Source organism: Pseudothauera hydrothermalis, assembly GCF_003345255.1.
Lineage (GTDB): Bacteria > Pseudomonadota > Gammaproteobacteria > Burkholderiales > Rhodocyclaceae > Pseudothauera > Pseudothauera hydrothermalis.
Genome location: NZ_CP029331.1, coordinates 2,534,361 through 2,553,079 on the forward strand (window position 1 = coordinate 2,534,361; position 18,719 = coordinate 2,553,079).

General features: G+C 59.1%; 16 protein-coding genes and 1 tRNA gene. 13 read left to right on the top strand and 4 right to left on the bottom strand.

The features are described 5' to 3' along the window. Window positions 1–31: 31 nt before the first annotated feature. From rpoD to DIE29_RS12155, 3 genes are all read left to right on the top strand, one after another. Window positions 32–2,029 (top strand): RNA polymerase sigma factor RpoD, encoded by a 1,998-nt coding sequence (gene rpoD, locus DIE29_RS12145; RefSeq protein ID WP_114650018.1) that lies wholly within the window; start codon window positions 32–34, stop codon window positions 2,027–2,029. Window positions 2,030–2,186: 157 nt separating this feature from the next. Next, window positions 2,187–2,263, top strand: a tRNA-Ile gene (locus DIE29_RS12150). 71 nt (window positions 2,264–2,334) lie between these two features. After that, the gene (locus DIE29_RS12155) at window positions 2,335–3,453 is read left to right on the top strand and encodes a site-specific integrase (RefSeq protein ID WP_162860630.1); all 1,119 of its coding nucleotides are present in this window, start codon (window positions 2,335–2,337) and stop codon (window positions 3,451–3,453) included. Between the two features lie 140 nt (window positions 3,454–3,593). Here DIE29_RS12155 and DIE29_RS12160 read toward each other — a convergent pair whose 3' ends face one another. Beyond that, window positions 3,594–4,466 (bottom strand): hypothetical protein, encoded by an 873-nt coding sequence (locus tag DIE29_RS12160; RefSeq protein ID WP_162860631.1) that lies wholly within the window; start codon window positions 4,464–4,466, stop codon window positions 3,594–3,596. An 81-nt stretch (window positions 4,467–4,547) separates the two neighbouring features. Here DIE29_RS12160 and DIE29_RS12165 point away from each other — a divergent pair, with 81 nt between their 5' ends. Further along, window positions 4,548–4,772 carry a hypothetical protein gene (locus tag DIE29_RS12165; RefSeq protein WP_114650021.1) on the top strand — a complete coding sequence of 75 codons (225 nt, stop codon included), beginning with the start codon at window positions 4,548–4,550 and terminating at the stop codon, window positions 4,770–4,772. A gap of 50 nt (window positions 4,773–4,822) precedes the next feature. Here DIE29_RS12165 and DIE29_RS12170 read toward each other — a convergent pair whose 3' ends face one another. Next, window positions 4,823–5,857 (bottom strand): IS630 family transposase, encoded by a 1,035-nt coding sequence (locus DIE29_RS12170; RefSeq protein WP_114649170.1) that lies wholly within the window; start codon window positions 5,855–5,857, stop codon window positions 4,823–4,825. 104 nt (window positions 5,858–5,961) lie between these two features. On the opposite strand from DIE29_RS12170, the gene DIE29_RS12175 reads away from it, so the two are divergent. Together DIE29_RS12175 and DIE29_RS14640 are read left to right on the top strand one after the other, a co-directional pair. Continuing rightward, window positions 5,962–7,095, top strand: coding sequence for an ISAs1 family transposase (locus DIE29_RS12175; RefSeq protein ID WP_102040763.1), 1,134 nt, complete (start codon window positions 5,962–5,964; stop codon window positions 7,093–7,095). A gap of 57 nt (window positions 7,096–7,152) precedes the next feature. After that, window positions 7,153–7,569 carry a hypothetical protein gene (locus DIE29_RS14640; protein WP_162860632.1) on the top strand — a complete coding sequence of 139 codons (417 nt, stop codon included), beginning with the start codon at window positions 7,153–7,155 and terminating at the stop codon, window positions 7,567–7,569. 270 nt (window positions 7,570–7,839) lie between these two features. Here the strand turns inward: DIE29_RS14640 and DIE29_RS12180 are convergent, their stop codons facing one another. Further along, the gene (locus DIE29_RS12180; RefSeq protein WP_102040763.1) at window positions 7,840–8,973 is read right to left on the bottom strand and encodes an ISAs1 family transposase; all 1,134 of its coding nucleotides are present in this window, start codon (window positions 8,971–8,973) and stop codon (window positions 7,840–7,842) included. A gap of 410 nt (window positions 8,974–9,383) precedes the next feature. Between DIE29_RS12180 and traJ the strand changes: the two genes are divergently transcribed. From traJ to trbK, 3 genes are all read left to right on the top strand, one after another. Continuing rightward, window positions 9,384–9,749, top strand: coding sequence for a conjugal transfer transcriptional regulator TraJ (gene traJ / locus DIE29_RS12185; RefSeq protein ID WP_205409732.1), 366 nt, complete (start codon window positions 9,384–9,386; stop codon window positions 9,747–9,749). Between the two features lie 136 nt (window positions 9,750–9,885). Further along, window positions 9,886–10,674, top strand: a complete 789-nt coding sequence (gene trbJ, locus DIE29_RS12190; protein WP_114650022.1) for a P-type conjugative transfer protein TrbJ — start codon at window positions 9,886–9,888, stop codon at window positions 10,672–10,674. A 15-nt stretch (window positions 10,675–10,689) separates the two neighbouring features. Continuing rightward, on the top strand, window positions 10,690–10,965 hold the full coding sequence (gene trbK, locus DIE29_RS12195; protein WP_114650023.1) for an entry exclusion lipoprotein TrbK: 276 nt from the start codon (window positions 10,690–10,692) through the stop codon (window positions 10,963–10,965). Here the strand turns inward: trbK and DIE29_RS12200 are convergent. Continuing rightward, window positions 10,931–11,965: an IS630 family transposase gene (locus DIE29_RS12200; protein WP_114649170.1), complete on the bottom strand. Its 1,035-nt coding sequence runs from the start codon at window positions 11,963–11,965 to the stop codon at window positions 10,931–10,933. The two genes, trbK and DIE29_RS12200, sit on opposite strands and share 35 nt — an antisense overlap. An 89-nt stretch (window positions 11,966–12,054) precedes the next feature. On the opposite strand from DIE29_RS12200, the gene trbL reads away from it, so the two are divergent. The 4 genes from trbL to DIE29_RS12220 all read left to right on the top strand — a co-directional run bounded on the left by trbL (window position 12,055) and on the right by DIE29_RS12220 (window position 18,704). Next, entirely contained in the window at window positions 12,055–13,434 is a 1,380-nt protein-coding gene (gene trbL, locus DIE29_RS12205) for a P-type conjugative transfer protein TrbL (protein ID WP_114650024.1), read from the top strand. A gap of 146 nt (window positions 13,435–13,580) precedes the next feature. After that, entirely contained in the window at window positions 13,581–14,492 is a 912-nt protein-coding gene (locus DIE29_RS12210; RefSeq protein ID WP_114650025.1) for a WYL domain-containing protein, read from the top strand. A 7-nt stretch (window positions 14,493–14,499) separates the two neighbouring features. Then, window positions 14,500–14,967, top strand: a complete 468-nt coding sequence (gene brxF / locus DIE29_RS12215; protein WP_114650026.1) for a BREX-3 system P-loop-containing protein BrxF — start codon at window positions 14,500–14,502, stop codon at window positions 14,965–14,967. 11 nt (window positions 14,968–14,978) lie between these two features. Beyond that, the gene (locus DIE29_RS12220; protein WP_114650027.1) at window positions 14,979–18,704 is read left to right on the top strand and encodes a DUF6079 family protein; all 3,726 of its coding nucleotides are present in this window, start codon (window positions 14,979–14,981) and stop codon (window positions 18,702–18,704) included. The last annotated feature ends 15 nt before the right edge of the window (window positions 18,705–18,719 follow it).

Sequence of the window (18,719 nt, forward strand, 5' to 3'; positions counted from 1 at the left end):
CAATCGTTCTGCCCCCATACCGAGGAGCGCCATGTCCCGCGAAAAGACCACGGATTCGCGCAAGAACAACCCGAAAGGCAAGCCCGCCAAGGCTGGCAAACCCGCCCAGGTCGCCGAAAGTCCGCAGGTATCGCCGCTCGATGCCGAAGTGCGTCGCACGCGACTCAAAACGCTGATCACGCTAGGCAAGGAACGCGGCTACCTCACTTACGCCGAGATCAGCGACCATCTGCCGGACGATGTGGCCGATGCCGAGCAGATCGAAAACATCATCGCCACGTTCAACAACATGAACATTCAGGTCTTCGACGAGGCGCCCGCCACCGAAGATCTGTTGATGTCCGACAACCTGCCGGCCGCGGTCGACGCCGACGAGGCCGAAGAAGAAGCCGAACAGGCGCTGTCCTCGGTCGACTCGGAATTCGGCCGCACCACCGACCCGGTCCGCATGTACATGCGCGAAATGGGCACGGTGGAGCTGCTCACCCGCGAAGGCGAAATCGAAATCGCCAAACGCATCGAAGATGGCCTCAAGCACATGGTGCTGGCCATCTCCGCCTGCCCGACCACGATTGCCGAAATGCTCGATATCGCGGACAAGGTGGCGCGTGACGAGATGCGCATCGACGAGCTGATCGACGGCTTGCTCGATCCGAACGGCAGTGGCGAGGAAGCCGAGCTGTCCGATGCCGAACCCGAAGACAGCGATACCTCATCCGTTGTCGGCGACGACGACAGCGACGAAGACGCCGACGACAGCGACGACGACGCCGGCGGCGGCGATGGCGACGTTGCCAGCGCGGCCTCCTTGCTCAAGCTCAAAACCGAGGGCCTGCAGCGCTTCGAGACCATTCGCGGCTATTACGAAAAAATGATGGCGTCGCTGGCCGCAAACGGCTCGCAAGACGAAACCTACCTGCAGATGCAAAAGGCCATCTCCGACGAGTTGCTCAACATCCGCTTTACCGCCAAGGCCATCGAAAAACTGTGCGACTCGGTGCGCCACATGGTCGAGCAGGTGCGCACCCATGAACGCCAGATCCTGCAGCTGTGCGTGGATCGGGCCGGCATGCCGCGCACTCACTTCATCAAGGTTTTCCCGGGCCGGGAAACCGACCTCGACTGGCTCAAGGATGAAATTGCCGCAGGCAAAGGCTATGCCGAGGGCCTGATGCGCATCCACCCCGCGGTGCTCGAGGAACAGCAAAAGCTCATCGAGCTGCAAAACCGCATCGGCATTCCGCTCAAAGAGCTCAAAGACATCAACCGTCAGATGTCCACCGGCGAGGCCAAGATGCGCCGCGCCAAGCGCGAGATGACCGAGGCCAACCTGCGCCTGGTGATTTCGATTGCCAAGAAATACACCAACCGTGGGCTGCAGTTCCTCGACCTGATCCAGGAAGGCAACATCGGCCTGATGAAGGCGGTGGACAAATTCGAATACCGCCGCGGTTACAAATTCTCGACCTATGCCACCTGGTGGATCCGGCAGGCCATCACCCGCTCGATTGCCGATCAGGCACGCACCATTCGCATTCCGGTGCACATGATCGAGACCATCAACAAAATGAACCGCATCAGCCGGCAGATTCTGCAGGAAACCGGCCAGGAGCCCGATCCGGCAACACTGGCGGAAAGAATGGAGATGCCCGAGGAGAAGATCCGCAAGATCCTGAAAATCTCCAAAGAGCCGATCTCCATGGAAACACCGATCGGCGACGATGACGACTCCCATCTGGGCGACTTCATCGAAGACACCACCACGCTGGCTCCCGCCGATGCTGCGATGTACGCCAGTCTGCGCGACGCCACCAGCGAAGTGCTCGATTCGCTGACCCCGCGAGAGGCCAAAGTGCTGCGCATGCGTTTCGGGATCGAAATGAACACCGACCACACATTGGAAGAGGTCGGCAAGCAGTTCGATGTCACCCGCGAGCGCATCCGCCAGATCGAAGCCAAGGCCCTGCGCAAACTGCGTCACCCCAGCCGCTCGGAGCGCTTGCGCAGCTTCCTGGACAGCGACGCCTGAGCGCTCTAAGCTCTGTGCCCGCCCCGGCGGGCACGCACACGGGCCTTTAGCTCAATCGGTCAGAGCAGAGGACTCATAATCGATTAGTCGAGGCCCGAAGGAAGCGTTAGAATTACCACCTTCGAAGCCTTGGCTTGCGAAGGTAAAATCAGAAAAAGGGCCTATAGCTCAGTTGGTTAGAGCAGCCGACTCATAATCGGTAGGTCGCAGGTTCAAGTCCTGCTGGGCCCACCATCTACCGCCAAATTGTCCCAAAGGTACAATTTCGGTACAGTCAGAAACACTGGAACTGTACCGAGGCCCCTATGGCGACACTGGTAAAGACACCCTCCGGCACCTGGAAAGCCGTGATCCGCAAGGTCGGCTTTCCAACCGCAACCAAAACCTTCCGTACCAAACGGGATGCTGAAGACTGGTCACGTCGAACAGAAGACGAGATGGTGCGCGGCGTTTACATCCAACGCGCTCCGGCCGAGCGGATGACAGTCGCCGACGCTCTCAAGCGCTACCTGGCAGAGGTCTCGCCCACCAAGCGACCATCTTCAGCAGCTAGCGACGCCCGGCATTCCAAACCATTGATCCAGCACCTCGGCAAATACTCCCTGGCCGCCCTTACCCCCGAGATCATCGCCAAGTACCGCGATGACCGACTGGCAGGACTGGATAGAAAGGACGCCAAGGGAAGACCCGCCCCTAAACCCCGCTCACCGAACACCGTCCGCCTCGATCTGGCACTGCTGGGCCACATGTTCAGTACCGCGATCAAGGAATGGGGCATTGGCCTGCCAAGCAATCCAGTACAGAACATCCGCCGCCCCTCACCGCCCCCCGGTCGCGAACGGCGTCTTAGCCTGGACGAAGAAACACGACTGATGCGGGCAGTCGATGCCCACAGCAACCCAATGCTCGGCTGGATTGTTCGTATCGCCCTGGAAACAGGCATGCGTTCGTCGGAGATCACCACCCTTCGCCGGAGCCAGGTCGATCTGAAACGGCGCATCGTGCGCCTTCTGGAGACAAAGAACACCCTGCCCCGCACCGTTCCCTTGACCAGTACCGCCGTAGACATATTCCGGCAGGCTCTGGCCAATCCGGTTCGCCCTATTGATACCGATCTGATTTTCTTCGGAGAGCCTGGAAAAGATGGTCAGCGGCGGCCCTACAACTTCAACAAGGTCTGGTTGAACACCAAGGAAAGTGTCGGGCTGAAAGACCTACGATTCCACGACCTTCGCCATGAAGCGGTCAGCCGTTTTGTCGAAGGAGGCCTAAGCGACCAACAGGTGGCGGCAATCAGCGGCCACAAGTCCATGCAGATGCTGCGGCGCTACACCCACCTGCGAGCGGAGGACCTGGTAGATGAGCTGGATGCCATCTCGACGCGCAGAGCAGGCAAGCAACAAGACGCCAAAAAGCCAAACTGACGGGTCATCATTACAGCCAGCTAAGCGCAGAGCGCTGCGTTATGTATGTAGTATGTTGTAGTAGCGTACAACATACTACATACATGACCCTGGCCGATGCCCTCGAATTTAGCCGCTAAAATCCAGCCGTCCCAGGGATATCAGTGCCAGGTGCTACCGTCATCTGCACCGCCCGCCGGAAGATCGTCGAGTTCTGCGGTGCCACCTTGAAACAGCTGTGCGCGTAAACTCTTCGCCACCACCATGCGGTGCTGTTCAGCACGCAACTGCTGCTTCAGCAATTCATTTTCGTCCGTCATCCAGGGTGCCCAATAAACCGTACCCGTAGGTGCCGCCGATCCGCTGCCGAAATAGGCAGAAATCCAATCCTTGAGCGGCGTGACCAACCCGTGACGAGAAAGTATTTCCCGGGTGCCCGGCATCGACATGAGACCTTCAAGCAAGACCCGCAAAGCAGTTGATTTTATCTGCCCAAGCACATCCCAGGCACGAACAACTCGAATTGCAGTGACAAAACACTCCAGTTCCGAAACGACTGAGCCTGGCTTGCCGCGAAGACACTTGGTTTGAAACGCAAAAACCCTGGCCAAGATCAAGTCCTCGAAGAAAAACTGACTCAACCCACCTTCGGGCCAGTCGCCCCCAGGCATCAAACGATCAGCCATCCTGAAATCTTCGGGCGTTATGCTTCCCCACATGGCGTCCCATAATGGAACTTGCATAGGGCCAATCTGATAAACGTTCAGAGCGGCTCGAAACAATTCATCTTCTGCATTCAAAATATCGCTGCCAGGTGAAATATCTCCCCGTCGATAGCGATATATGGTTGCCTGGTCAATATCCTCAAAAGGCATCCAGTCGCACATTTCAGCAGGCGCTCTTTCCCCTGCCAAGAAGTGATACCAGGCAATCGTTTTCATACGTTCGCTTTCATGCCTGGCTGGCCTTCCACGGGTACGACTCAACTTTGTTTTCTTTTGCGTGATATTCGGCATTTCCGCGCCTGTATTCATGACCATGCCTTCCTTTTAATGGTGGTTACCGAAGCCCAGAGAACTTTGAACTTACTGGGCGTATTCACAAGGAGCCAACCGATGACCACCGAAGAACAACTGCTTGACCGTTATGGGCCGCTGCTGTCACTGACAGAACTTTCAGAGTTGCTTAAGCGTAGTCCAGATGGTCTCCGCATAGCGTTGCGAAGTCAAACCGAGTTTGCGCAGAAATGGAACGCAGCCAAACGCAAAGTAGGACGGCGCGTTTATTTCCGTGCAAGTGATGTTGCCCAGGGCAATCGCACCTACTTATCATACGCATAACAGATAAGCCGTTTACGATCATGCACTTACTAACTTTTCAATAAGTAGTGTCAGCCCAGGATATAGCGGCACTCTGGCTGCCTAAAAAATGACTTCACGAGTTCGGGGAGCTTCTGGATGCTACGCAAAGCACGGAGTGCGAGTCGCTTCATCTCCTCGGCGCTCTCGACCAACTGGCTCGAAACCTTCCGCTTCACATGAGCCCAGACTGTTTCGTCCGGGTTCAGCTGCGGCGAGTAAGGCGGCAAATAGAACAACTTGAGCTTGCCGTCCAAGCTCTCGATGTAGCTCTTGACCATCTTTGCCTTGTGAATCGGATGACCATCGACGATCAGAAAGACCGGTTTCTCGGCATTGAGCATCAAGCGCTTGAGGAACTCGACGAACACTTTCGCACCGACCGAGCCCTCATGCAGCATGAACCGAAATTCGCCCTGCGTGCCGACGGCCGAGATCATGTTCAGCGAGAAGCGCCGACCCGTCGCCTGCACCACCGGCGTCCGGCCTTGTGGCGCCCAAGTCGTGCCGGTGTGGTAGTCCGAGCGGATGCCCGACTCGTCGCCAAAGTAGATCGTTGCTCCGAGCCGCTTGGCTTCAGCGCGAATCGCGGGGTAGGTCTCCGTCTCCCAAGTGCGCACCAGGACGGGGTCTTGCTGCCACGCCTGGTAGAGCGGCTTCTGGGCGCTGAAACCCAGGATCTTCATCAGGCGGTGAACCGAGGAGACCGACAGCTCTTTCTTGAATTGGCGTTTGATCAAGTGACGAATCAGAGACAGCGTCCACAAGCCGAACTCGAACTTGAACTGCTGCGGGTTGTGGTCACGAACCGCATTGGCAATCCACGAAAGCTCCTCGGCGCTGAGTTTGCTCGGGCGTCCCGGAATCGGCTTGGCGAGCAATGCGTTCTGTCCGCCATTGGCAAAATCGGCGAGCCACCGGAAAACGCTGCGCTCATTCACGCCATACGCCGCCGCGACGCTTTGCACCGTCTGCCCGTCACGTACCGCTTTGACGGCCTGCTGCCGCATGACCTGCAAGGTGTGATGATCGAGAGCTCGGCCGTCGGAAAGTCGTTTGCATTTCATAGGCCATATTATCGCTCACATGACACTACTTATGGGAAACTCAGTAGGCACCCCCTGTTCACAGCGTCATATTTTGTGTAGCTTACTGTCTTTTTGGGGATCCCATGAAGGCAGTAAGCATCATGCCGCTGACGCAGGTGTTCGTCTCGGTTTCCGACCCGCGCAGCAAGCGCCACACACGCCACGACCTGTCCGAACTGCTCACGGTCGCGGTGTGTGCAGTGCTCTCGGGCGTGGACGACTTCGTCGACATCGAGTTGTGGGCCAAGGCCAAGATCGATTGGCTGCGAGGGTTCATGAAGCTTGAGCATGGCATCCCTTCGCACGACACGATCGGGCGCGTGTTCGGCCTGATTGAGCCTGACGAGTTCGAGGCGGCGTTTCGGCGCTGGGTCGGCATGGTCGTGCCGGTGCTGGCCGAAGACACGGTCGTTGCGATCGACGGCAAGAGCAGCCGAAGAACGGCAAGCAAGGGCAAGACCCCTGCAAGTGCCCTGCACATGGTCAGCGCGTTCGCCGCCGGGATGGGCGTGGTGTTGGGCCAGAGGGCCACGGCCGAGAAATCCAACGAGATCACCGCCATTCCCGAGTTGCTCTCGAAGCTCGCCCTGGAAGGCTGCGTGGTGACGATCGACGCGATGGGCACACAGGCGAAGATTGCGCGCACGATCCGCGAACGCGGCGCCCACTACGTGCTGTGCGTGAAGGACAACCACCCGAAGTTGCTCGACTCGATCCGCTTTGCCGGCGTCGCGGATCCACGGGGACCGCTCACGCCGGCCTCGACGCATGAAACCACGAATCTTGGCCATGGACGCACGGAGATCCGCCGCTGCGTTGCGTACGACGCCACCGATCGGCTCTACAAGGGCGAAGAGTGGAAGGACGTCGCGAGCTTCGCCTTGATCGAGCGGGTGCGCACTGTCGGCAACAAAACCAGCACCGAGCGTGCCTACTACCTGAGCAGCCTGCCCGCGGACGCCGAGCGCATCGCCAAAGCAGTTCGCAGCCACTGGGAGGTGGAGAATCGGCTTCACTGGTGTCTGGATGTGCAGTTCAACGAGGATCAGTCCCGGGTGCGCAGCGGTTACGCGGCCAACAACTTGGCTGTTGTTCGCCACATCGTGATGAACCTGCTGCGGCTGAACACGACCCGTAAGGCGAGCATCAAGTCCAAGCGCATGCTGGCTGCCACTATTGACGAATTTCGGGCCGAGTTGCTCGGAGTTATGACATGAAGGTGCGATTGCCCTGTGATGTTGCCGAACTCATCGACGAGGCATGAGGGCAATGATGTGGATGATACCGTCATTGTTCGCCGCAAAGTCCGGTCGAATTTCACCACGCTACCCAATGAGCTTATTCGGGACCCCAACCTGTCTTGGAAAGCGCTGGGAATCCTGGTGTTCGTGCTGTCACTGCCCGATAACTTCAGGCTTCGACTGTCGCATCTGTCCAAACAGAAAAAGTCGGGGCGAGACGCGACGCGAACAGGGCTCCAGGAGCTGCAACAAGCAGGCTATCTGCGAATCAAGCGAGAGCGTGGAGAACGAGGCAAGTTCAGCCACACGACCTGGCTCGTGTCAGACCAGCCCGAGTACCGGGATCATGATTCACCACGTTCGGATTTTCCAACTACGGTAAATCCAACTACGGATAATCCGCATTCGGAAAACCCGACGCTAATAAATACTAAGGGTAAAAAGAACTGATGTTAGTAAAGACTCAGATTAATAAAACGGCTTGCGCCGTGACGTGAACGCCAGGAGAAAGTGACGACCCTGCATTCGAAACACGTGATAAAGATAAACCAGGATCGCTTTACCTGCTTCGAAATGAAACACCCTTCGATATTTCGCACTCACCTGGAGTTGAAACTAAACCAACGATTGCGCGCATACGACGCACCTCAAAATCAACAGAAAATAAAGATCGCTGCAAGATCGCTGTTACCTCGCTGTCGAATCAGGGCAATCGCACCTTCATGTCATAACTCCGAGCAACTCGGCCCGAAATTCGTCAATAGTGGCAGCCAGCATGCGCTTGGACTTGATGCTCGCCTTACGGGTCGTGTTCAGCCGCAGCAGGTTCATCACGATGTGGCGAACAACAGCCAAGTTGTTGGCCGCGTAACCGCTGCGCACCCGGGACTGATCCTCGTTGAACTGCACATCCAGACACCAGTGAAGCCGATTCTCCACCTCCCAGTGGCTGCGAACTGCTTTGGCGATGCGCTCGGCGTCCGCGGGCAGGCTGCTCAGGTAGTAGGCACGCTCGGTGCTGGTTTTGTTGCCGACAGTGCGCACCCGCTCGATCAAGGCGAAGCTCGCGACGTCCTTCCACTCTTCGCCCTTGTAGAGCCGATCGGTGGCGTCGTACGCAACGCAGCGGCGGATCTCCGTGCGTCCATGGCCAAGATTCGTGGTTTCATGCGTCGAGGCCGGCGTGAGCGGTCCCCGTGGATCCGCGACGCCGGCAAAGCGGATCGAGTCGAGCAACTTCGGGTGGTTGTCCTTCACGCACAGCACGTAGTGGGCGCCGCGTTCGCGGATCGTGCGCGCAATCTTCGCCTGTGTGCCCATCGCGTCGATCGTCACCACGCAGCCTTCCAGGGCGAGCTTCGAGAGCAACTCGGGAATGGCGGTGATCTCGTTGGATTTCTCGGCCGTGGCCCTCTGGCCCAACACCACGCCCATCCCGGCGGCGAACGCGCTGACCATGTGCAGGGCACTTGCAGGGGTCTTGCCCTTGCTTGCCGTTCTTCGGCTGCTCTTGCCGTCGATCGCAACGACCGTGTCTTCGGCCAGCACCGGCACGACCATGCCGACCCAGCGCCGAAACGCCGCCTCGAACTCGTCAGGCTCAATCAGGCCGAACACGCGCCCGATCGTGTCGTGCGAAGGGATGCCATGCTCAAGCTTCATGAACCCTCGCAGCCAATCGATCTTGGCCTTGGCCCACAACTCGATGTCGACGAAGTCGTCCACGCCCGAGAGCACTGCACACACCGCGACCGTGAGCAGTTCGGACAGGTCGTGGCGTGTGTGGCGCTTGCTGCGCGGGTCGGAAACCGAGACGAACACCTGCGTCAGCGGCATGATGCTTACTGCCTTCATGGGATCCCCAAAAAGACAGTAAGCTACACAAAATATGACGCTGTGAACAGGGGGTGCCTAAGTGCATGATCGTAAACGGCTTATCTGTTATGCGTATGATAAGTAGGTGCGATTGCCCTGGCTGTCGAATCGCTATTGCAGTGCTGTTAAACGCAACTACACCGCTTTTTTATCGCTTATTTGCATGAGGCAACTGGAGTTGCGATCCAGCCGCAATGAAATAGCGATGAATTGCCTGGCGTGTATGTGAAAGATTGGATGCTGAGCACAGGGCAGGATGTGTGAAGTTAGCTAACCGTCAAGCCGGTTATCTATCTTCACCGGATCTTATTCACACCCAAGGGTGTTCAACGCTCATCCTGCTCTGCGAGGCATCGGCTGCCGCCGAAAGGGTTAAAGAGAGACAGGCAATGATGAAAGAGACGAGCCGCAAACGCCGACACCATCTTCGGGTTCCGGTACTGCCTGAAGAGAAAATCCATATCGAACAGCAGGCCAAGCAGGCCGGAATGAGCGTTGCCCGTTATTTGCGGGAGGTGGGTCAGGGCTACCAAATCAAGGGCGTCACGGATTACCAGCGGGTGCGAGAGCTTGCCCGCATCAATGGTGACCTCGGTCGTCTGGGAGGGCTGCTCAAGCTGTGGCTAACCGACGATGTGAGAACCGCAGCTTTCAGTCCGGAAACGATCCACCGCCTCCTGGCAAGGATCGAGGCCACCCAGGACCAGATGACCCTGGTAATGAGGACCATTGTTCGGCCTCAGGCTGATCAGTGATTTTAGCCGCTAAAAAAATGACACCGTGATTCAAACAAAAACGGCCGGGCCCCGGTGTCGCCCTGGTCAATTACCGAATAGCTCCGTGGCGCGGCTACTCGATGACGCTAGCCACTTTCAGCAAAGGTTATCGACCATGAGCACTCGCAAAATTTTAGCGGCTAAAACCGCGTTTCTGATCTCGCTCGCCATCGGCGGCGGCTCGCTACCGGCTCAAGCCGGGATTCCAGTCATTGACGGGGGCAACCTGACGCAAAACGTCATGACCGCCATCGAGTCGGTGGCACAAACGCTCAAGCAGATCGAGCAGTATCAAACCCAGCTCCAGCAGTACGAAAATCAGCTACAGAACACCATGGCCCCGGCCGCGTATATCTGGGACCAGGCTACCCGCACGATGGACAACCTGCGTTCGGCAATGAACACCCTGGATTACTACCAGACCCAGCTCGGCAGCCTGGATGCGTATCTCGGCAAGTTCCAGGACGTGGCCTACTACCGTGGCTCGCCGTGCTTCAACGCCACCGGCGGTTGCACAGAGGCCGAATGGGCAGCCATGAACGAGAACCGCCGCCTGGCGAGCGAAAGCCAAAAGCGCGCCAATGATGACCTGTTCCATACCCTGAAACAGCAGCAGGATGCGCTGCAATCAGACGCCCGCACACTGGAACGGCTCCAGCACAGCGCACAGGGTGCGGATGGACAAATGCAGGCCCTAGGCTATGCCAACCAGCTTGCCAGCCAGCAGGCTAACCAGCTCTTGCAGATGCGTGCCATGTTGCTTGCGCAACACCAGGTCATTGCAACACGGATGCAAGCCGAGGCCGACCTCGATGCGAAGCAACAGGCTGCCCATGCCGCTTCCACCGAATCGCGGATAGCGCCGACCAACAGTCCCAAGAACTGGCTCGAACTGGCCCGCTGACAAGGAGAGGCACCCATGAACAAATTCACTATTCCGATGCTGGCAGGCTTCCTTCTCGCCATCACTGGCTGCGACAACACCCCACCCGCCCCGACCATGCCAGAGGTGAACGATGCCAACTGCCAGATGGCAGAAATCATGAAGATCGAAGACAAGGCAACTCGGGAGACATTTGCCGGGTTGTGCTCGCGCCGGCCAGCAGGGGACGGCATTTCCCCCACAGAGCAGCCGCTTACTAACTTTTCAATAAGTAGTGTCAGCCCAGGATATAGCGGCACTCTGGCTGCCTAAAAAATGACTTCACGAGTTCGGGGAGCTTCTGGATGCTACGCAAAGCACGGAGTGCGAGTCGCTTCATCTCCTCGGCGCTCTCGACCAACTGGCTCGAAACCTTCCGCTTCACATGAGCCCAGACTGTTTCGTCCGGGTTCAGCTGCGGCGAGTAAGGCGGCAAATAGAACAACTTGAGCTTGCCGTCCAAGCTCTCGATGTAGCTCTTGACCATCTTTGCCTTGTGAATCGGATGACCATCGACGATCAGAAAGACCGGTTTCTCGGCATTGAGCATCAAGCGCTTGAGGAACTCGACGAACACTTTCGCACCGACCGAGCCCTCATGCAGCATGAACCGAAATTCGCCCTGCGTGCCGACGGCCGAGATCATGTTCAGCGAGAAGCGCCGACCCGTCGCCTGCACCACCGGCGTCCGGCCTTGTGGCGCCCAAGTCGTGCCGGTGTGGTAGTCCGAGCGGATGCCCGACTCGTCGCCAAAGTAGATCGTTGCTCCGAGCCGCTTGGCTTCAGCGCGAATCGCGGGGTAGGTCTCCGTCTCCCAAGTGCGCACCAGGACGGGGTCTTGCTGCCACGCCTGGTAGAGCGGCTTCTGGGCGCTGAAACCCAGGATCTTCATCAGGCGGTGAACCGAGGAGACCGACAGCTCTTTCTTGAATTGGCGTTTGATCAAGTGACGAATCAGAGACAGCGTCCACAAGCCGAACTCGAACTTGAACTGCTGCGGGTTGTGGTCACGAACCGCATTGGCAATCCACGAAAGCTCCTCGGCGCTGAGTTTGCTCGGGCGTCCCGGAATCGGCTTGGCGAGCAATGCGTTCTGTCCGCCATTGGCAAAATCGGCGAGCCACCGGAAAACGCTGCGCTCATTCACGCCATACGCCGCCGCGACGCTTTGCACCGTCTGCCCGTCACGTACCGCTTTGACGGCCTGCTGCCGCATGACCTGCAAGGTGTGATGATCGAGAGCTCGGCCGTCGGAAAGTCGTTTGCATTTCATAGGCCATATTATCGCTCACATGACACTACTTATGGGAAACTCAGTAACTGGCTGGAGTTGACCGAGCCGCAACATCGGGAGGGCAACTGATGAAGACCATGACTAGAGCAATCCTGAGCGGCGGGGTCCTGGTGCTGCATTCGAGCCTCGCCAGTGCAAACCTGACCAACCAAGGGATTCTCGACCAGGTAGTAACCGACTACGCCACCCGAGCAGCCAGTTGGCAGCACGTGATTATCGATGCTGCGTCGTGGCTGTTCTGGACGCTGGTGGTGATCTCGATGGTCTGGACGTTCGGAATGATGGCCTTGCGCAAAGCAGACATTGGCGAGTTCTTCGCCGAGCTGGTCCGTTTCATCATCTTCACTGGCTTCTTCTGGTGGCTGCTGGTCAACGGGCCGGCGTTTGCCAACTCGATCATCCAGTCATTGGCCAGAATCGGTGAGCAGGCGGCTGGCGTGTCCTCGGTCACGCCGTCCGGCATCGTCGATGTGGGCTTTATGATCTGGAAGCAGGCCATCAATAACCTGTCGGCCTGGTCGCCCGTCGATAGTCTGGTGGGCGCTGTATTGAGTGCCGCAATCATGCTGCTTCTGGCCCTGGTCGCCATCAACATGCTGCTGATGCTGATCGCAGCCTGGCTACTGGCCTATGCCGGCATCTTCTTCCTGGGCTTCGGCGGATCGCGCTGGACTTCGGACATGGCGATCAACTACTACAAGACCGTCCTTGGCGTTGCCGTTCAGATCATGACAATGGTGCTGCTGGTTGGCATTGGTAACGACATGCTGTCGACGTTCTACACCAGGATGAACCAAAACGTGCTCAACTTCGAAGAGCTGGGCGTCATGTTGGTGTTCTGCATGGCGTTGCTGTCACTGGTTAACCGAGTGCCACCGATGGTAGGCGGGATCATCACAGGTTCCGGCATCGGATCTGCCGGCGGCATCGGCAACTTCGGCACTGGAGCTGCGGTAGGTGCCGTTATGGGAGCGGCTGGGATGGCAGCGGGCGCAGCAAGCGTGGCAGGTTCAGCCGTCATGGATGGTGCTGCAAACCTGGCGGGTGGCGGTTCAGCCATCAAGGCAGCGTTCGATAAAGCACAAGCCTCGATGTCGAGCGGGAGCGACATGCCCAGCATGGGAGGAATGTCGAACAGTAGTGCTGGCGGCCATGGTACCAACGCCGGCGGTGACGGCAATGCCGGCAGCAGCCCGTTCGCCCAAGCCGCCGGGTTTGGTGGCAATTCGGAGAGCGGCGCAAAGCGGGCCGTTAGCCTGGCGGCCGGCACGGCAGGCAACTTGGCCAAGGGCATCGGCGCTGCGGCCGCTGAGAAGATCAAAGACCGCGTTGCGGATACAGCAGGCGGTCGCCTGGCGTCATCACTTCGTTCGAGCAGCCCATCGTTCGAAGGTAACAGCCTGGCTGGCACAGCCGGGCATAACGGTCACAACAAGAGTGAGTCCTAACCCACCATCCAACAACATCGCCCCGGCATAATCCTGATCACCATGATCGCCACACTGAATTGGCATGTGTGTAATGGACGCATGCTGGGGCGTGCCATATACTTCCTGAAACCATCATGGCCCCGATTCCAGCATGAGTCTCAGGAATGTCCAACGAACAGCTTGACGACCTTACCCAGCCGCAGCGCGACCGCCTTGCCTTTGTGGAGCTGCGGGTGCGCTTCATCGGGGATATCCGCCGCCAGGATTTGGTATCGCGCTTCGGCATCCAGTCAGCCGCTGCCACGCGGGATCTGGCGGTTTACAAGGAACTGGCGCCAGGCAATATCGACTACGACACCAAAGCCAAGTACTACGTACTCGGCGAGCACTTTAAACCCGTTTTTGACTTCCAGCCCGAGCGGGTTCTGGCCTGGTTGACCCAGGGGTTTGGCGATGGCGAACCATCCCGGCTGAGAGCCTGGGTGGCCAGTGAGATTCCATCCAGACTCACGCATCCAGATCTGGACGTACTGGCCGCCGTCACCCGGGCCATTCACCAGGAGCGGCCGCTGGCCATCGAATATCACTCCATTTCCAGCGGCCGCACCCAGCGCGAAATCGTGCCCTTTGCCCTGATCGACAACGGGCTGCGCTGGCACGTCCGCGCCTTTGATCGCAAAACCCAGGAATTCAGGGATTTCGTGATTACACGGATAAAGCGTCCCGCCGCCCCACGGGATGCCAGCGTGCAAACCCACGAGCGCAGCGACCAGGATATCCAGTGGACCCGCATCGTGGAGCTGGAACTGGTTCCGCATCCAGCACAGCCGCGCCCTGAGATCACCAAAATGGATTACGGCATGGAGGACGGCAGCCTACGCATGAAATTGCGGGCTGCCACGGCGGGCTACATTCTGCGCAAATGGAGCGTCGATTGTTCCCCGGATCACAGCCTGCGGGGGCCCGAGTATCGCCTGTGGTTGAAAGACCACCTGGCCATTTATGGCGTCAAGAGCGCTTCGCTCGCACCCGGCTACTGCTCGTCAGAGCAGCAGCAAGCGGCCGAACTGGACTGAGGCCGCCATGCTGGAGCAGCTCGAACAACGAATTAACGAAGTAGGCGCCTTGCAAACCAAGCTGATCCTGCTGATTGGCAGCCCCGGTAGCGGCAAGAGTGCCTTGATCGGTGCATTAGCAAAGCAGCACGGCATCCGTGTGATGAACGTCGGCGCCGCCTTGGGCCGCCAGTTGGCCGCGATGTCTCAGCGGCAGCGGGCACTCCAGGCAAATGTGGTTCTGCGGGATCTGGCTGATGAACATGCCGAGGGTGACCTGCTGTTGCTCGACAATCTCGAGCTGCTGTTCGACCGCTCGCTCAAGCTGGACCCGCTGGACCTGCTCAAGCGCCACGCCCATGGCCGCCGCGTAGTCGCGGTGTGGCCTGGTGAGCTGCGCGAAGGCCGGCTTGTCTATGCCGAGATGGGGCATCCGGAATATCAGGACTACGGCCTGGATGGCCTGGTTCCATTTGAAATTGAATCGTTGGGGTAAAGGGGAAGCACATGCGCTACGGGGATCTTATTCAGTTCGAGCCGATTGAGTCGGTCATTCAGCTGCTCGACGCCAATCGGCCGACCGAGGCCAAGAAGCTCGTGGCCACCTATGTCATTTCCGATGACATGGCCGAGCGCATTGCCAAGCAGATGATCCCGCAGCTCTCCTTCGATGAGTCGGTTGACCATAAGGGCGTACTGGTGGTGGGCAACTACGGCACCGGTAAATCGCACTTGATGTCGGTGCTGTCGCTGATCGCCGAAGACGCCGCCTATGTGCCGATGGTTCAGCACCCCAAAGTCGCCGAGGCGGCCGGCAGCATCGCTGGCAAGTTCAAGGTGCACCGCATCGAGATCTCCAGCCAGATGTCCCTGCGCGACATCATCACCCAGGAGCTGGAGATCTTCCTGGAGAAGCAGGGCGTCAGCTACGCTTTCCCGCCGGCCGACAAAGTCGTCAATAACAAAGCGGCGTTCGAGGAAATGATGGCCGCCTTTGACGAAGTACACCCTGGCAAGGGCGTGCTGCTGGTGGTCGACGAGTTCCTTGAGTTCCTGCGCTCGCGCAAGGGCCACGACCTGGTGCTGGACCTGTCCTTCCTGCGCGAGATCGGTGAAGTCACCAAGCACCTGCGCTTCCGCTTTGTGGCCGGCGTACAGGAAGCTATTTTCGACAGCAGCCGCTTCCAGCATGTTGCCGACAGCCTGCGCCGCGTAAACGAGCGTTTCGCCCAGGTGTTGCTGGCCCGTCAGGATGTCAGCTTCGTGGTCGCCGAGCGTTTGCTGAAAAAATCCGCTGACCAGCAGCACAAGATCCGCACCTACCTCACACCCTTCGCCAAGTTCTACCACAACATGAACGAGCGGATGGATGAATACGTGCGGCTGTTTCCGGTGCACCCGGACTACATCGGCACCTTCGAGCGCCTGATCTTTACCGAAAAACGCGGCGCATTGGTCACCCTGCGCGACCAGATCCAGGCCATCCTGGACGATGAAGTACCCACCGACCGCCCAGGCCTGATCGGCTTCGACAAGTTCTGGGAAACAGTCACATCCAACTCAGTATTGCGGTCTGACCCAAACATCGGCCCGGTACTTAAGGTAGCGGAGGTACTGGAAGAGCGGGTTCAAAAGGCATTTACTCGCCCCGCATACAAAGCGATGGCCCTTCGCGTCATCAAAGGCCTGTCGGTCCATCGTCTGACCACCGGCGGCGATATCTACGTGCCTGTGGGGCCAACTGCCGAGGAACTGCGCGATGCTCTATGTCTATACCAGCCGGGCATCGAAGATCTGGGCGGCGAGCCGTCCGATGACCTGCTGACCGCCGTGCAAACCACCCTGCGCGAGATCGTCAAGACGGTGAACGGCCAGTTCATCTCCAAGGCGCCCGATACCGAGCAGTACTACCTCGACCTCAAGAAAGACGTCGACTACGACGCCCAGATCGAGAAACGCGCTGAGGCACTGTCCGACGACGCCCTGGATCGCGCCTACTACAGCGCCCTGATGCAGTTGATGGAGCGCACCGAGGAAGACACCTACGTCACCGGCTACCGGATTTGGCAACACCAGGTGGAGTGGCAGGAGCGGCGTGTAGAACGCAACGGCTACCTGTTCCTTGGTGCCCCCAACGACCGGCCGACCGCCCAGCCGGAACGTGATTTCTACATCTACTTCATCCAGCCGTTCGAGCCCCCGCGCTTTCGCGACGACAGCCGCCCGGATGAGGTGTTCTTCCGCCTGAAAGGCCTGGACGATGCCATCAAGCGCTATTTGGCCTGCTATGCCGCTGCCCAGGAGCTGGCATCCTCGGCCAGCGGTGGCGCCAAGTCAGTGTATCTGGACAAGGCGAAAGAAGCCCTGCGAGACATGAGCAAATGGCTGCAGGACAAACAGCTGACAGCCTTCGAAGTCACCTACCAGGGCAAGACCAAAACCTTGCAGGAGTGGGCCAAGGGTGTCTCCATGCGTGACAAGCTTCGCCTGGGGCCGGATGAGCGTGCCAACTTCCGTGACATCGTCAATGTGACCTCAGGTCTGGCCCTCGGCACCCACTTCGCGGATCTGGCGCCGGAGTACCCGACCTTCTCGGTGCTGGTCACCGAATCGAACCGCAAGCAGCTCATCACCAACGCACTGAAGGCGCTGGCCGGTGGCACGCGCACCAAGGACGCCATCGCCATCCTGGACGCGCTGGAGATGCTCGACGGCGACCGCATTGAGCCCACGCGATCCAAGTACGGACAGGAAGTGCTCAACCGACTACAGGCGAAGGGCCACGGCCAGGTGCTCAACCGCAGCGAGCTCATCAGCGGTGCGACCGACGTCGAGTACTTCGCGCCCGCGCGCTTCCGCCTGGAGCCCGACCTGCTGGTGGCGGTGCTGGGCAGCCTGATCTACTCGGGCGACATCGTTCTGGCCATCACCGGCGACAAGATCGACTCCGGCAAGCTCTCCCTGCTGGTCGAACGTGCGTTGGACGAGCTGAAAACGTTCAAGCACGTCGAGGCGCCCAAGGAGATCAATGTCGCCGTCCTGCGCTCACTGTTCGAGCTGCTGGGCCTGCCATCTGGATTCGCCCAGATGGCGACCCAGGGCAAGGAGGAGCCGGTCAAGGAACTGCTGGATGCCGTGGCCAAGCAGGTGCAGCGCGTGCTCAGGGTCGGCACCGATCTGCAGGACCGCCTCAGTTTCTGGGGACAGTCCCTGTTGCGCGAGGAAGAGTTGCGCGACTGGCGCGCGCGGCTGGAAGCGCTCAAGAGCTTCCTGGATGGGCTGTCGCCCTACAACACCGTCGGCAAGCTCAAGAATCTGCGCATCACCCAGGCCGACATCGATGCCCAGAAGAAGAATCTTGATGTGCTGTCCTCGGTGGAGAAGCTGCGCGATCTGGTGGCCGAGCTGGGCACGACGGCGGCCTTTCTGTCGCAGGCCGAGATGGTGCTCGCCACCGACCATGCCTGGGTGCAGCAGGCCCAGACAGCCCGCAAGGAGATTCTCGACAAACTCATCGCGGACAAGAGCGCCACGCATGCCGCCGAGTACCGCCAGCGCCTGGCCGCCCTGAAGAAGGACTACATCACCGCCTACGTGGCCCAGCACAGCAAAGCCCGGCTCGGTGTGGCGGAGGACAAGACCAAGTCCGCCCTGCGCCGCGACTCGCGCATCACCACGCTGCGCGCCCTGGCGGGCATCTCGCTGATGCCTACCGGGCAGCTCACCAGCTTCGAAGACAAGCTCGACAAGCTCAAAAGCTGCGCCTCGCTGGTCGAAGCTGAGCTGGCCACCAGCCCGGTATGCCCGCACTGCGGTTTCCGGCCGGCCAACGAGCAAGCCGACCTGCTGCCAGCCGCCAACGTGCTCAAGACGCTGGATGACGAGCTCGATCGCCTGCTCGATGGGTGGCAGCAGACCCTGCTGGACAACCTCGACGACCCGATCATCCAGGCCAACTTCGAGCTGCTGAAGGCCAGCCAGCGCGAGCTGATTACCGCCTTCCTGGCGTCCAAAACACTGCCCGACCCGGTCACGCCGGAATTTGTGGCCACCATCCAGGAGGCACTGTCCGGCCTGGAGAAGATCCTGGTCACTGGCGACGACATTAAACAGGCGCTGCTCGCCGGCGGCTCTCCGGCCACACCTGACGATCTGCGCCGCCGCTTCGAGTCATTTATGACCGAGCGCTGCAAGGGCAAGGATGCGAGCAAGCTGAGATTCGTAGTCGAGTGATAGTGCGAAGGTGAC